The 15,855-nt window shown below is 46.6% G+C and carries 12 protein-coding genes; 5 read left to right on the plus strand and 7 right to left on the minus strand.

Going from position 1 to position 15,855, the window contains the following annotated elements; translation table 11 throughout:
* The first annotated feature begins 272 nt into the window (after window positions 1-272).
* Together VOA_RS10310 and VOA_RS10305 are read left to right on the plus strand one after the other, a co-directional pair.
* Complete coding sequence (locus VOA_RS10310) at window positions 273-716, plus strand: CBS domain-containing protein (RefSeq protein ID WP_000598456.1); 444 nt, start codon at window positions 273-275, stop codon at window positions 714-716.
* 210 nt (window positions 717-926) lie between these two features.
* The gene (locus VOA_RS10305; RefSeq protein WP_000769463.1) at window positions 927-2,870 is read left to right on the plus strand and encodes a methyl-accepting chemotaxis protein; all 1,944 of its coding nucleotides are present in this window, start codon (window positions 927-929) and stop codon (window positions 2,868-2,870) included.
* A 128-nt stretch (window positions 2,871-2,998) separates the two neighbouring features.
* Here the strand turns inward: VOA_RS10305 and aceA are convergent, their stop codons facing one another.
* The 3 genes from aceA to VOA_RS0117705 all read right to left on the minus strand — a co-directional run bounded on the left by aceA (window position 2,999) and on the right by VOA_RS0117705 (window position 7,567).
* Window positions 2,999-4,312, minus strand: coding sequence for an isocitrate lyase (gene aceA, locus VOA_RS10300; RefSeq protein ID WP_000176888.1), 1,314 nt, complete (start codon window positions 4,310-4,312; stop codon window positions 2,999-3,001).
* Window positions 4,313-4,440: 128 nt separating this feature from the next.
* A complete protein-coding gene (gene aceB / locus VOA_RS10295; RefSeq protein ID WP_000106361.1) occupies window positions 4,441-6,078 on the minus strand; it encodes a malate synthase A in 1,638 nt (545 codons plus the stop codon).
* A gap of 583 nt (window positions 6,079-6,661) precedes the next feature.
* Window positions 6,662-7,567 (minus strand): hydrogen peroxide-inducible genes activator, encoded by a 906-nt coding sequence (locus VOA_RS0117705; RefSeq protein WP_000049510.1) that lies wholly within the window; start codon window positions 7,565-7,567, stop codon window positions 6,662-6,664.
* Between the two features lie 200 nt (window positions 7,568-7,767).
* On the opposite strand from VOA_RS0117705, the gene VOA_RS10290 reads away from it, so the two are divergent.
* The 3 genes from VOA_RS10290 (at window position 7,768) to ppk2 (ending at window position 10,324) form a co-directional block, all read left to right on the plus strand.
* On the plus strand, window positions 7,768-8,376 hold the full coding sequence (locus VOA_RS10290) for a peroxiredoxin C (protein WP_000244649.1): 609 nt from the start codon (window positions 7,768-7,770) through the stop codon (window positions 8,374-8,376).
* A 363-nt stretch (window positions 8,377-8,739) separates the two neighbouring features.
* The gene (locus tag VOA_RS10285; protein WP_001109269.1) at window positions 8,740-9,498 is read left to right on the plus strand and encodes a copper homeostasis protein CutC; all 759 of its coding nucleotides are present in this window, start codon (window positions 8,740-8,742) and stop codon (window positions 9,496-9,498) included.
* 49 nt (window positions 9,499-9,547) lie between these two features.
* Entirely contained in the window at window positions 9,548-10,324 is a 777-nt protein-coding gene (gene ppk2, locus VOA_RS10280) for a polyphosphate kinase 2 (RefSeq protein WP_000164342.1), read from the plus strand.
* A gap of 58 nt (window positions 10,325-10,382) precedes the next feature.
* On the opposite strand, the gene phoU is transcribed toward ppk2, so the two are convergent.
* From phoU to VOA_RS10260, 4 genes are read right to left on the minus strand one after another with little or no spacing between them, the layout of a single operon-like run.
* A complete protein-coding gene (gene phoU / locus VOA_RS10275; RefSeq protein ID WP_001159459.1) occupies window positions 10,383-11,093 on the minus strand; it encodes a phosphate signaling complex protein PhoU in 711 nt (236 codons plus the stop codon).
* 33 nt (window positions 11,094-11,126) lie between these two features.
* Complete coding sequence (gene pstB / locus VOA_RS10270) at window positions 11,127-11,948, minus strand: phosphate ABC transporter ATP-binding protein PstB (RefSeq protein ID WP_000286623.1); 822 nt, start codon at window positions 11,946-11,948, stop codon at window positions 11,127-11,129.
* 2 nt (window positions 11,949-11,950) lie between these two features.
* Window positions 11,951-13,597, minus strand: coding sequence for a phosphate ABC transporter permease PstA (gene pstA / locus VOA_RS10265; RefSeq protein WP_000935859.1), 1,647 nt, complete (start codon window positions 13,595-13,597; stop codon window positions 11,951-11,953).
* 9 nt (window positions 13,598-13,606) lie between these two features.
* Window positions 13,607-15,802 (minus strand): ABC transporter permease subunit, encoded by a 2,196-nt coding sequence (locus VOA_RS10260; RefSeq protein ID WP_000946006.1) that lies wholly within the window; start codon window positions 15,800-15,802, stop codon window positions 13,607-13,609.
* Window positions 15,803-15,855 lie beyond the last annotated feature (53 nt).

Genomic DNA, 15,855 nt, shown 5'->3' on the forward strand with positions numbered 1-15,855 from the left:
GGCTCTTTCTTGATTAAGTGATCAGTAGTGTTGCCCGATTTCGCGGCGCGCCAGTATATACCTAAGTGTGCTCAAGATACAGGAATGGTGCGTGAGTATGCACTCCTCTGAAAGTAACCTTTTGTAAAGCGCGAACTCCGCATAGATAAACACCAGTAAACCGCATATTTCGGTTTCAGTTCGCAGAAGTTGAATGCCGATAGCACTATAGTTAACAGGAAAGGGTTAAAAAACCCGACTCTGATTTATCTCTTTGACCAAAGGAGTTGGCTATGATCAAAGTTGAAGACATGATGACACGTAACCCACACACCTTGTTACGTACTCACACCCTTAATGATGCAAAACATCTGATGGAAGCGCTGGATATTCGGCACATTCCGGTGGTAGATGCCAACAAAAAATTGCTCGGTATTGTTAGTCAGCGGGATTTATTGGCCGCTCAAGAATCGAGCTTACAACACTCAACCCAAATCACTTCTTATCCACTTGAGGCACCGCTATATGACGTGATGCACACCGATGTGGTAAGCGTAGCGCCACAAGCTGGCCTCAAAGAAAGTGCTATTTATATGCAAAAGCACAAAATTGGCTGTTTACCTGTCGTAGCCAAAGGTGAATTGGTGGGAATTATTACCGACAGTGATTTTGTCACCATCGCAATCAATCTGCTTGAGTTACAGGAAGAGAGTGAGCCTGAAGAGCTAGACGGCTAACCTGCGCTAAAACTTTTCCTTTGATTGCTTAACTCCCGCATTACGAGAGAGAGAATTTTTCACTCTCTCGTAGAAAATCACATCTCAGAATTAGCTACTATTAATGATAAGAAACTATACTAGTAGTCATACCATTACAGGCAAGATGCAACTTGCCGCTTATTCTCGTCATTGGCTTTTTACATTACCGGATTGTTTTCAGGGGGAAACATGAAGCTCAAACAGCAACTTTTGCTCGGATTTGGATTAACTTTACTTCTACTTTTAGCCATTTCACTCCTCTCTTTTTATCGTTTTTCAACCACTGGAGAAGGATTTAAATCTTATCGAGATCAAGCCGTAACCAGTGTTGCTATTGGCCGAGTACAAGCCAATATTTTAGATGCGCAGCTTGCCTCTCATAAATTCATCAAATCTCAAGATCCTTTGCTAAAACAGCAAGTAGAAGAACGAATCAGCAGTGCAATTGCCTTATTGGATGAAACCCTAAGCCTCAATTTACCGCAAGATCAAGAAGATATAATGCAAACGATCAAAGCTCAGGTGACCGATTATCGCGGTGATTTTGCTAACGTGGTGGCATTAATTGACCGACGTAACGATGCAGTGAGTAAGCACCTCGACCCAAACGGACTCGCTATGCTTCAAGCGATGAGCAATATTGTTGATAGAGCTGCAGCTTCACAAAATATGCAAATGTTGGTCACCACAGGCCAGACACAGGAGCATATCTTATTAGCCCGTCTCTATGCGGTAAAATTCCTAGTGACTAACGTAGAGGATGATGCAGATAAGGCAGTAAAAGAATTTGCTTATATCCAAGAACGGACTCAAGAGTTAAAGGGGTTTGTCGAGGGTAATACTCAGGATGCCGAGCTGTATCAAACCTTTTTAAATGCCTTTACTCAATACCAAAAAGCCTTCCTTGATATACGGCAAATTATTGAGAAGCGAAATGAACTCGTTCGTACCCAACTCGATGCTGCAGGTAGAGATACCGCCACATCGATTGAACAAGTAAAACTCGATGTTAAACAGGTGCAAGATGAGCTAGGACCCCAGATGGTCGACAACATTGATAGCACCCAATCCATGTTGCTGATCCTCTCTCTTATTGCAGTGAGCTGCGCCCTGAGTATCGCTCTGTTTATCTATCGCAGCATTCTCAAAGTGGTGGGGGGTGAGCCTGCTGAAATTGCCGCCATTGTGCAAAGCATCGCGAAAGGTAACTTAGGCAATCAACATCGACTCACAGGCACTGAGTCTGGAATCTATCTTTCAACCCTGCAAATGCGCGAAGAACTGCGACGTATTATCGGCAGTTTCCATCAAATTTCTGACAGTGTTTCATCCGCTACAGAGCAACTGAGTAGCGTGGTCGAACAGTCAGAGAAAAATGCTCAGCAGGAGCTACATCAAATTGAGCAAATTGCAACGGCGATCACCGAACTTTCTAGCACTGCCAATGAAGTCAGCATGAACGCCAACAACGCAGAAGATGCCGCCAATCAAGCCAATGGTAACGTTTCCGAAAGTAAATCTGCGTTAGCTGCTTCCGATAACATCGCTAATTCGATTGCTAATTCGATCAGTGAAACCACACAGATCGTCAACCAACTGCATGGCTACTCAATTGAAATTGGTTCTGTGGTTGAGGTCATCAACAACATCTCTGAACAAACCAACCTATTAGCCCTCAATGCGGCCATTGAGGCAGCACGAGCGGGCGAACAAGGAAGAGGGTTTGCGGTAGTCGCCGATGAAGTACGCTCGTTGGCGGTAAAAACCCAAAAATCCACTTTGGATATCAAGGACATTATTAGTCGGCTGCAAAAACAAGCGGAGCACGCGAATGATTTCATGCAATCCAACATTTCTTTGGTCGATGATTCTCGCGATATCAGCCGCCGTCTCCATGCCGCTTTTGAAGCGATCAGTCATTCCGTCTCCACAATTTCGGATATGAACACCCATGTTGCAACAGCGTCTGAAGAGCAATCAGGGGTCACAAAAGATATTTCATCTAACATCAGCCACGCCTTTACTTTGGTACACCAGAATGTATCTGGCATAGCCGAGAGTAAACAATCCAGTGAGCGGTTAGGTGAATTAGTCGAAGAGCAAAAAAGTTTATTACGTTTCTTTAAGCTCTAAAGACGCTCTTTTTAATAAGATACATTTTTCTCAAAACCACCACCGCCATTGGCGGTGGTTTAGGTTATGGATGACAAAAAAGGCGGCCATTCGGCCGCCAAGGTTCGCACAGAATTGTGGATTATCGATTAGTGAAATTGATCTTCTTCGGTAGAGCCTTTCAGAGCTGTCACTGAACTATTGCCACCTTGAATGGTATTGGTCATCTTATCGAAGTACCCTGTTCCCACTTCTTGTTGGTGCGCCACGAAGGTGTAGCCTTTTTCTGCCGCTTCAAACTCTCGACGCTGAACCATTTCCACATAGTGACGCATACCTTCGCCTTGCGCGTAAGCATGTGCTAACTCAAACATGTTGAACCACATATTGTGAATGCCCGCTAACGTGATGAACTGGTACTTGTAACCCATATCCGACAAGGCTTGTTGGAAATGCGCGATGGTTTTCGCATCCAAATTCTTCTCCCAGTTGAACGAAGGTGAGCAGTTGTAAGCCAGCAGTTGATCAGGATATTGCGCATGAATCGCTTCAGCAAATTTACGCGCTTCTTCCAGATCCGGCTTCGCAGTTTCACACCACACCAAATCTGCGTAAGGTGCATAAGCTAAGCCGCGAGAAATCGCTTGGTCAATGCCAGCACGTACACGGTAAAAACCTTCGGAAGTACGCTCACCGGTTACGAAATCGGCATCATAGGGATCGCTGTCTGAAGTGAGCAAATCCGCAGCGTTGGCATCAGTGCGAGCAATCACTAACGTAGTCGTGCCTGCAACATCAGCGGCCAAACGTGCTGCAATCAGCTTCTGCACGGCTTCTTGAGTCGGTACTAACACTTTGCCACCCATGTGACCACATTTTTTCACGGAAGCCAGTTGGTCTTCAAAGTGAACGCCAGCAGCGCCCGCTTCAATCATCGATTTCATCAACTCATAGGCGTTGAGTACGCCACCAAAACCCGCTTCCGCATCTGCTACAATCGGGAGGAAGTAATCAATGCCACCTTCATCCGCAGGTGATTTGCCGCTTGACCACTGGATTTGATCGGCGCGACGAAACGCGTTGTTAATACGGCGCACCACAGAAGGTACTGAGTCAACCGGATAGAGAGATTGGTCTGGGTACATGGTGCCTGCGGTGTTGTTATCTGCCGCCACTTGCCAGCCAGAGAGATAAATCGCTTCAATGCCCGCCTTGGCTTGTTGAACCGCTTGGCCGCCAGTGAGTGCGCCCAAACAGTTCACATAACCTTTTTTGGCTGAACCATTCACCAGTTCCCACAATTTGTCTGCACCACGTTGTGCAATGGTGTTGGCAGGTACGATCGAGCCACGCAAGCTCACCACTTCTTCTGCGGTGTAGGTACGTTTCACATTTTTCCAGCGTGGGTTGGTTGCCCAATCTTTTTCTAACGCTTCAATTTGTTGGCGACGAGTCAGTGTCATAATCTATCCCTCTTGTATATTGGTTGCCTGCTGGCAGCTCGATTCCTTGTTCGATCAGTACTGCGCACGCTGATCGTAAAGTAGTTTCACGTTACTGCTGTTTTTCACGTTACTAGTGTTATAGAGGCCTACGGCAAGTAGTCGTAGCCCGGTATGGTTAAGAAATTCGGTAGCTCTTGGCTGGTCGTTAAGCGCTCCATCAATTCGGCCGCTTCAGTAAAACGTCCTTGTGCAAAACGGGACTCACCCACTTCGCTTTTCACCACCTCAATCTCTTGTTTGAGGTAGTCGCGAAACAGTTCGTTAGTGACCACTTGCCCGTTATCTAACGTTTTGCCGTGTTGGATCCATTGCCAAATCGAAGCGCGTGAAATCTCTGCCGTTGCGGCATCCTCCATCAAGCCGTAGATCGGCACACAACCGTTGCCAGAAATCCATGCTTCGATGTATTGCAGCGCAACACGAATGTTATGACGCATCCCCTGTTCAGTACGCGGACCATCACAAGGTGCTAAAAGATCGGCCGCACTGATAGGCGCATCAGACATTCGGCTCACATTGAGCTGGTTTTTGCGCTCACCAAGTACTTCATCAAACACCGCCATTGCGGTATCGGCTAAACCGGGGTGAGCCACCCAAGTGCCATCATGGCCGTTGGTCGCTTCAAGCATTTTGTCACCGCGAATTTTTTGTAGCACTTGTTCATTGACCGCAGGATCTTTGGCTGGAATAAACGCAGCCATCCCACCCATCGCAAATGCGCCGCGTTTATGACAGGTGTAAATCAACAAACGGGAATACGCATTGAGGAAAGGCTTATCCATAGTCACCACTTGGCGATCCGGCAATACGCGATCGGGATGCTTTTTCAAGGTTTTGATGTAGCTGAAAATATAATCCCAGCGTCCACAGTTCAGACCGACAATGTGCTCTTTAAGTGAGAACAGAATCTCATCCATCTGAAATACCGCAGGCAGAGTTTCAATCAACACCGTTGCTTTGATGGTGCCTGTGTCTAAGCCACAATAATCTTCCGTGAAATGGAATACCTCGCTCCACCACTGCGCCTCTTGATAAGCTTGCAGCTTAGGTAGGTAGAAATAAGGGCCACTGCCTTTTTTCAACAGTGCGCGATGGTTGTTGTAAAAATAGAGCGCAAAATCGAACAGTGAACCGGGAATCGCCAAGCCGTTGTAAGTGACATGTTTTTCTTTGAGGTGCAGACCGCGCACGCGGCAGATAAGCACCGCTGGGTTGGCATTGAGCTCATAACGCTTGCCATTATCTGGATTGGTATAGCTTATGCTACCTAGAATCGCATCACGCAGGTTGATCTGCCCATCGAGCACTTTGTCCCACGCAGGTGACATCGAATCTTCAAAATCAGCCATAAAGACTTTCACATTCGCGTTCAGTGCATTAATCACCATTTTGCGATCCGTTGGCCCCGTGATCTCTACACGGCGATCTTGCAGATCTTCGGGAATGCCGAGAATCTTCCAGCTTCCTTCACGAATATCTTTGGTTTCGGGAAGAAAATCAGGTAGCTGACCTTGATCGATAAGCGTTTGTTTTTGTTCGCGTAAGGTCAAAAGTTCATCCACTCGTGATGCAAAGCGCTCACAGATATGATGTAAAAAAGTTTGGGCTTCGACAGGGAAAATCGCTTGATGTTCGGGCGAAAGGGTACCCACCACATCAAGCTTGCCTTGGGGCGTTTTTGCTGCAGTTGATTGTTGAGTTAATTCGGCAGTATTGGTTGACATAAATTCCATCCTTGAAACGCTCACCAAAAATCATTTGTAACTTTAAAACAACAAATTCCAGTTACTTTTCTTGCTTCTCTCTGTGCATAAAAGTCACCTAAAGCAACTCCATTTGCAAGAAGTAAGGCACTAGACATAAGTCTTAACAACGCCAATAAACCTTAACCCACAAAGCCTTTTCACGAAAGTGCAAAAGTTAATCAAGCGTTAAATTCAAAGTTTTCTTCGGTTACAGAAATAACATTAGAAACAGCCCAAAAAATGTAATTAATTACGAAATTAAATTACACACAAATTGAGGTAGAAAAAGGCCGTAAAACGGATGTTTAAATTATTAGACAGAACTAAAAGGCCAGTTTTTATTGGGCTAGAGAAGAGGAATTAGAAGGTGATTTAAACAGTATTGAAAGCAGAATGTGTAAAATTGACATTGTGAATATTTACAATTTTATGAAAGCCCCACCAATTTTGATTTGTGAAATTTCACAATAAAAAAATTACTAACCACATAAAATGCTAAAAAGCACACCATATACGGCGTGCTTTCACTAGCAACTAAACACTTTGAATGTACGACCAATCGCTAAAGCAGCTCAGAAACCACTTGAGACAATTGTTCAAAAGTGTGCGTCCGAGAGGAACTTGGTCGCCAAACCAAGCCAATTTCCCGATACGCTTTTTGACCAGGTGGATCGACAACGACTAAATTCTGATTATCCAGCAAGCCGTGATCAATCGCCATTTGTGGGATAAAAGTTGTACCTAAACCGTTGGCAACCATTTGTACCAATGTATGCAAACTGGTGGCGGTAAATGGGTTTATTTTCTCTTTATCGGTTAACTTGCAGGCCGATACCGCATGCTCGGTAAGGCAATGCTCATTCTCAAGTAAAAAGACCGATTCATCGGGCAAATCATCATATTTGATTGGGACACGAATTCGATCAGCCTGATGACGGCTGATCACCATGCGAAACGGATCATGTCCAACAATACGCTTTTCCATATTGCCGATTTCAACCGGAAGCGCCAGGATCAACACATCCAACTCACCACTGCGCAGTGCCGAAAGCAGGTTGCTGGTGGTATCTTCACGCAACAGTAGGTGCAGTTTGGGGTAGCGTTGGTTGATCTCTTGCACCAAATCACCAAGTAAAAAAGGCGCTATAGTGGGAATGCAACCCAGTCGAAGTTGCCCTTCCATTCCGTCGCCTTGGCAAAGCTTACCTAGCTCGACCAAATCCTGGCCTTTAGCCAATAACTCACGCCCATGCTTGACCACCAACTCTCCAGCCCGTGTAAAGACCAGCGGACTCTTCTTATCCTGCTTTTCATATAATGGGCACCCAATCAACTCTTCAAGGTTTTGAATACCTTTGCTCAGCGTGGATTGACTGACAAAACAGCGCTCGGCTGCCTCACTAAAATGACGTGTTTCATACAATGTCACTAAATAGGATAATTGTTTTAGACTCGGCCACTTACTCATGTTCTTATCAGTACCTTAGGTCAAACTTGCTTCACAGCTAACGCTTCTCATATTTATCGCTTTTTTCGATTAACTCAATCTATTTAATTCGCTTTTTTCGATCCTACAATCTGTACTATAGTTTGTCCCGTTCAAATACGGACTGAGCCGTGAATCGAAATCACGTCTTAGCAATTACCATACTTCTTAGGAGCAAAATAATGGTACTAGTTGGTCGCAAAGCCCCTGATTTTACTGCTGCAGCTGTTCTGGGTAACGGTGAAATCGTTGAAAACTTCAACTTCGCTGAGTTTACAAAAGGTAAGAAAGCCGTTGTTTTCTTCTACCCACTAGACTTCACTTTCGTTTGCCCATCTGAGCTGATTGCATTCGACAACCGTTACGAAGACTTCATCGCGAAAGGCGTAGAAGTGATCGGCGTGTCTATCGACTCTCAGTTTTCTCACAACGCATGGCGTAACACTGCTGTTGAAAACGGCGGTATCGGTCAAGTGAAATACCCACTGGTTGCAGACGTTAAACACGAAATCTGTAAAGCTTACGATGTAGAGCACCCAGAAGCAGGCGTTGCTTTCCGTGGTTCATTCCTGATCGATGAAGCAGGTATGGTTCGCCACCAAGTGGTTAACGATCTACCACTAGGTCGTAACATCGACGAAATGCTGCGCATGGTTGATGCACTGAACTTCCACCAAACTCACGGCGAAGTGTGCCCAGCACAATGGGAAGCAGGTAAAGCAGGTATGGAAGCATCACCAAAAGGTGTTGCAGCATTCCTGTCTCAACACTCTTCAGACCTGAAAAAATAAGATTCTTAACCCCGCGCTCAACACGGGTGGTTGGAAAAAATAAAGCGAAAACGCTACGCCAATCAGTTAAGAAGTAAAGTCTTCAAAAGCCCAGAGCACCGCTTTGGGCTTTTTTGTGATTTCTACGCTTTGTACCCAAACGACTTGGTGTTGCAAGTAGCCAGCAAGTGGAAGTCCTGCCGAAGCATAAATTCTCTATGCGATAGAGGGTCGTAAAGGCAACCAACACCTCAATGACATCAGTTAGGAAAGGGATTAAATAGGTAATCCGAGCCCTAAACTTTACCCCTATTCTTACTCTTCCACTGTGATTTCAGCTGCTATGATGATTGCCCTTTCCTTCATCAAACCGGAGTTAACCTGATGAATTATCAAGTTGAAGTCTGTATCGACAATATCGAATCCTTGCATAACGCCATTGCAGGAGGGGCAACCCGCATTGAACTCTGCTCTTCACTCGCCTTAGGTGGTTTAACGCCAAGTAGCGGACTCATGCACAGTGCAGGCAAACTGTCATCCATTCCGGTTTACGCAATGATCCGCCCAAGAGAGGGGGATTTCTTCTATCACGATGATGATTTAGTCATTATGGAACAAGATATTCATACCGCTCACCAAGCGAATTTACAAGGCGTGGTCTTGGGCATGCTAACTCCCGATGGAAAAGTTGATGTGACACGCTGTAAACCCTTAATTGAGCTTGCCCACTCACTTGGTTTAGGGGTGACGTTCCACCGTGCTTTTGATCATTGCGCCCATCCGACACAAGCGTTAGAAGAGATTATTGCTCTGGGTTGTGAGCGTGTTTTAACCTCTGGACTAGCACGTAGCGCCTATTTAGGCATTGAGCGTTTAGCTCAACTGGTTCAACAAAGTGCAGGCCGAATTTCCATCATGGCGGGGGCCGGTGTTAACGCACAGAATGTGGCAGAAATTGCTTTAGACACCGGAGTACAAGAACTGCATTTGTCCGCAAAAACCACCCGCTCAAGTCTGATGCATTTCATTCGCTCAGAAAGCAAAATGGGAGCCAATGACTGTGATGATTTTATTATTCCAGTTACCAACACTGAAGCTCTCCAACAAACGGTACAGGCTCTCAACTCCATTCACTCAAACTGAACTTAGCGATACTCACTGCTATGCTTAGCTCATCAAAGGAGATGTAGGGATGACGAAAATGGATAAAAAAGTCTACGAGCATGAATTAGAGCAGCTGCAAGTGGAGTTGGTAAAACTACAAGAATGGGTGAAACAAGAAAAACTCAAAGTTGTGGTGATCTTCGAAGGGCGCGATGCAGCAGGTAAAGGTGGAGTAATCAAGACCATCACGGAGAAACTCAATCACCGTGTTTGCCGAGTCGCCGCCCTACCCGCGCCAACCGAAAAAGAGAAAACCCAATGGTACTTCCAGCGCTATGTGGCTCATTTGCCGGCTGGCGGCGAAATCGTGCTGTTTGACCGCAGTTGGTACAACCGTGCAGGGGTTGAAAAGGTAATGGGCTTTTGTAGCGAGGAAGAACATCAAGAGTTTTTACGCTCCTGCCCTGAATTTGAGCGCATGTTACAACGCTCAGGAATTATTTTGCTCAAATACTGGTTTTCGGTGTCCGACGAAGAACAAGAAAGACGTTTTATAGAACGCATCGAAACCCCGCTCAAACGCTGGAAATTCAGCCCGATGGATCTCGAATCCCGAAAGCGTTGGGCGGCCTATTCCCGCGCCAAAGATGAGATGTTTGCGTATACCGACACCAAACATTGCCCGTGGTGGGTAGTGCCTTCTGATGATAAAAAACGGGCTCGCCTCAACTGTATCAGCCACTTATTAAGCAGTATTGAGTATCACGAGATTGAATATCCGCCCATTGAGCTGCCTGAGATCAATAAGCAGGGTTACGTTCGACCACCGATTGAAGACCAAACCTTTGTACCTCAGCGCTACTAGTCACCTACACCCAACGCACTTGCTGCTAAGCGGCAAGTGCGAAAGGATAGCACCTTGCTTACAAACTTGGTTTCTTTAGCACATCATCAATACCTTGATCGCCCAGATGGCGTACATCTTTACCTTTGACGAAATAGATGATGTATTCACAGATGTTTTGACAGCGGTCACCCACCCGCTCAATGGCACGCGCCGACCAGATAACCTGCAGAATATGTGGAATATTTTTCGGATCTTCCATCATATACGTCATCAGTTGGCGCACCACCGCTTCGTACTCTTTATCCAGTCGATCGTCTTGCTTATAAATGTCGGCTGCGGCTTCAACATCCATCCGCGCAAACGCATCGAGCACTTGATGCAGCATGGCAATCGCTTGGCGGCAAAGTGGCTCAAGAGATACTTGGAACTGGTGTTGTTTCGCCGGTGGACGCTCGATCGCAATATAAGCCATTTTCGTCGCTGAATCGCCAATACGCTCAAGATCGGTAATGGTTTTGATTATGGCCATAATCAGACGTAAGTCTTTAGCTGTCGGCTGCCGCTTGGCAATAATGCGCGTACACGCTTCATCAATCGACACTTCCATTGCGTTGACCTTGTGATCGTCGGCAATCACACGGCGCGCCAGTTTTTCATCATCTTCATGCAAGGCCTGCATGGCTAAGGTCAACTGCTGCTCGACTAAGCCGCCCATCGTCAATACTTGGCTACGAATGGACTCCAATTCCACATTGAACTGACCTGAAATATGTCGACCGAACTGCATGGCATATCCTTACTAAACTGGCTGAAAAAGGGTTTAACCGTATCGCCCCGTAATGTAGTCTTCGGTTTGCTTTTTCAATGGTGAGGTGAAAATAGAGTCAGTATCTGCGTACTCGATCAACTTTCCCATATGGATAAAGGCGGTGTGATCGCTCACGCGCGCCGCTTGCTGCATGTTGTGAGTGACGATGACCACGGTATATTTGGTTTTAAGATCGTGGATCAGCTCTTCAATGGTCAAGGTCGAGATCGGATCAAGCGCTGAGGTTGGCTCATCAAGAAGCAAGACTTCAGGTTCAATCGCAATCGCACGGGCAATCACCAAACGTTGCTGCTGCCCGCCCGATAAACCAAACGCATTTTCGTGCAAACGATGTTTAACTTCATCCCACAACGCCGCAGCACGCAGAGATTGCTCCGCCGCATCATCTAGCGCACGGCTATTTTTAATCCCCTGTAAACGCAGTCCATACACCACGTTTTCATAAATCGATTTAGGAAAAGGGTTCGGGCGCTGAAATACCATCCCGACTCGGCGGCGCAGCGTTGGCACATCCACATCCGGATGATAGATGTTTTTGCCATGCAATTTCACCTCACCTTCAACACGCGTACCTTCCACCAGATCGTTCATCCGGTTAATGCAGCGCAAAAGCGTCGATTTACCACAGCCCGAGGGGCCGATAAACGCCGTAACCTGACCTTTGGGAATACGCATGGAAATATCGCTCAAGGCACGGCTTTGCTGGTAATACAGGCTTAAATGTTCAATCGAAATCGCCGTCTGCTGATCGGTGAGATGATTCACGTCTAGCGGCGGCACATAGTAGCCCAAAGTGGGATTAGCGGAGTACATAGCTAGTCTTGCCCCAAAGTTCGGTATTTTTCCCGTAAATTATTACGAATGCTGATTGCGGTTAGGTTGAGCGCCACAATCACGGTGACCAATAAAAATGAGGTGGCATAAACCAATGGGCGCGCTGCCTCAATATTGTTGGTTTGAAAACCAATGTCGTAAATATGAAAGCCCAAGTGCATAAATTTGCGCTCAAGATGGATGAACGGAAATTCACCATCCACAGGTAAGCTGGAGGCCAATTTGACCGCGCCAACCAACATTAGTGGCGCCACTTCTCCTGCCGCACGCGCAATCGCCAATATTAATCCAGTAATAATTGCGGGGCTTGCCATTGGCAATACTATGCGCCAGATAGTCTCAAACTGGGTAGCGCCAAGTGCCAATGAACCGTGGCGTACCGAAATCGGAATGCGCGATAACCCTTCTTCTGTCGCCACAATCACCACTGGCAGTGTCAATACCGCCAAAGTCAGAGCAGACCACAGCAACCCCGGTGTACCGAAGGTCGGTGTGGGCAAACGTTCAGCATAAAACAGGTTATCCACCGAAGCGCCTATGGTGTAAACAAAAAAGCCTAAACCAAACACTCCATAGACGATGGAAGGAACACCGGCTAAGTTGATCACCGCCACCCGAATCATGCGGGTAAATGCGCCCTCTTTGGCGTATTCATGCAGATAAATAGCTGCAATCACGCCCAATGGCATCACAATGATCGACATGATGATCACCAGAAATACCGTGCCAAAAATTGCCGGAAATACCCCGCCTTCCGAATTTGATTCACGAGGCGACTCGGATAAGAAACGCCAAGCTTGCTTGCCCCATTCCACCAACTTCTGGGCAAAATTCATGTCATTGGGATACCAAAAATCCAAGATTTCACTCAGCGGGACCGATACAGTCTGTCCACGCATATCCATCACATACAAGAATTGCTGATCCAGTGGCGCACGCAACGCATCCAACTGAACTTGAACTGCGGATAGCTCAGCCTCCAAACGGCTTTTGCGTAGCACATAGTTTTGTAGAAACTCATCCGATAATTGGTTATTGAGCTGTTTACGGCGCTTTTCCAAACGCAGTTTTTCTAAATTACCGCTGATCACTCGAACTTGCTCTTCAACTATTGTGTTAACTTGCTTTCGAGTCGTTTGTGCTTTATCAAGTGCCTGTTGCAAAACGATTTCTAATGACTGATTGCTTGCCTCATTCAGAGAATCAAAGCGGATGGGTTTACCAAATAGCTGGCCACCGCGACTGCGCTCAACCACAGCCCAACCTTGCGGTGCACCTTTAAATTCGGCCTGAAATTCGAGCAAGGTGATAAAGTCCGAGCCATACAGATCTCGGTTAGCGACTTTGATATTAAGGCGAGTGGCAAGCCCTGCCGCTTCTACATCTGCGGGTAAAGGCAGGTTCATCTCTTTTAAGTGGCTGACAGGGACGCTTTCACGCGCATAGAGTTCACCAACCACACGGTATCCGTCCGATGTCTGCCACTCCAACAGAGGAGATGGCCAGAAATAGGTTAAGCCGCGCCAACCAATCAACAACAGTAGCCCAAGCACCGCAATAAGACTGACGCTGACTGCCCCTCCGGTTAACCAGATCCAAGGAGCACCGGATCTAAACCAATTCAACATATTGCTCCATCATAAAGAACGGTATTTTTCACGTAACCGTTGGCGAACCCATTCGGCTAGGGAGTTCACGGCAAAGGTAAAGGTCAACAGAAGTAGTGCTGCCAAGAACAGAATTCGGAAATGAGCACTTTGCACCTCAGACTCAGGCAGCTCGACCGCGATCGTTGCCGATAACGTGCGCATGCCTTCAAAAATATTCCAATCAAGCAGTGGCGTATTCCCCGTGGCCATCAACACGATCATCGTCTCTCCTACCGCGCGACCAACTCCCATCATGATCGCCGAGAATATGCCAGGGCTTGCAGTAAGCAGTACGACATACATCAAGGTTTGCCACGGTGTTGCCCCCAAAGCCAGAGAGCCATCCGACAGATGCTTGGGCACCGAGAAAATCGCATCTTCTGCAATAGTAAAAATGGTCGGGATCACCGCAAAGCCCATCGCAAAGCCCACAACTAATGCATTACGCTGATCATAGCCAATACCGTGCTGTGCTAAATACACTCGCAAGTCGCCATCAAACAGCGCATTTTCTAACTCACCACTATAGGCCAAAATCAGAGTCGCGATGCCAATTAACACCGGAATTAAAATCATTGCATGCCAACCACTTGGAATATGGCGCAACCAACGCTTAGGTAAACATGACCAAATGCTTCCCACCACCATCGTGGACAATGGTAATAGCAGCATCAACGCCAACACTGCGGGTAAGTGGCTTTCTACAAATGGGGCAAACCACAGCCCTGCTAAAAAACCAATAATCACCGTCGGTAGGGCCTCCATCAATTCAATGGTCGGCTTAACCACTCTGCGCATCGCTGGTGTCATAAAATACGCCGTATAAATCGCGCCAAGCACCGCTATCGGAACCGCAAACAACATGGCAAACGCCGCCGCTTTTAAGGTTCCAAATGCAATGGGTACTAAACTAAATTTCGCTTCAAAATCATCATTAGCGGAAGTTGATTGCCAAACAAACTCAGGCTCTGGGTAGCTTTCGTACCACACTTTTTGCCATAAGGCTGAGAAAGAGACTTCCGGATTGCGGTTTTCTACTCGCGCTAAGCGGATCTGTCCTTGGTCGTAACTTGCCACATAGGCTTGATTGCTAGACATCGCCACCAATTGTGGGGCTCGCTGAAAAGCACGCTTAAACAACACCAATTTTTCACTGGTCGTGTAATGGCTTTGCAACGTGCCATTACGGTAAAAACTATAAAAACCTTTGCTATGGGTATCGGGCAACAAAAACTGCACTTCAGATGCCAGCTTGAAATGGCGGATCTGCGTCAAGTGACGCTGACCATCACGCAATACATCAAACCATTGCGACACTAAACCATCGCTATGAACAGCTAATAAAGAGAAGGCCCCCGAGAGCAGATACAGCTGCGAAACTTGATGGTGTTTATCCCCTGCGCTGAGATCCACCACTTCACGGATTTGATATCCCAGTTCTTCCAATTGAGTTACCACCAACTCGGAGCCTGTACGCAAATAGAGTGTTTTGCCATCCGGCGTCAACAAAAGCTGGCTGAGATCGTTAAACGCTACACTTAGCGTGACGCGATTGAGCACTTGTCCAGTTTGGCGATCAACACGTAGCACTTGCACATTCTGCGCTTGATCGTAAGTGGCGAAGATAAGCTGCTGATCTGTTACTGCCAGAGCCAATTGTTGCAATGGTAAATCACTGAGTTTGAAATCCTCTGCAATATCAATACGCTCAATACTTGGCGTAAATTCACGGCCCTGCGCGGTCATTGAGTAGGAAAACTGCGGATGCACCACCGCCACTTGGTTATGGCGGCCAACAAGAGCAAACCAACCTTGAGCCGCAGGTGTTTGCGCCCACAACACAGGTTTAAAATCCAATGATTCGCTTAGTGTGGGTTGATCACTAGACGATCTTACTGACCAGAACTGCCCTACACCATCATCTGAAAGAACAAAGGCATTTTCACCATAATCCCCTACCGTCATCAATAGCGGATTAGGGGTTGAAATCGACTTAACCGCTACATCGCCCTGCCATTTTGCATCGCCAAACAACGGCACAACTACCATACCTAAATAGATAAAAATCAGTACCAAAGCTCCCAATACACTGACGCCACCGCAAGTCACTGCAAAACGCACGATACGGTCTTTGACTAACCGTGCACGATCACGTTCTTTCAATGAAAATGGTTGTCTGAGCATGCTTTGGACTACCTATACTTAGGGGAGTGTCATAATATTTCGGTTGGGTGACA

The sequence above is a fragment of the Vibrio sp. RC586 genome (assembly GCF_000176715.1).
Classification (GTDB): domain Bacteria; phylum Pseudomonadota; class Gammaproteobacteria; order Enterobacterales; family Vibrionaceae; genus Vibrio.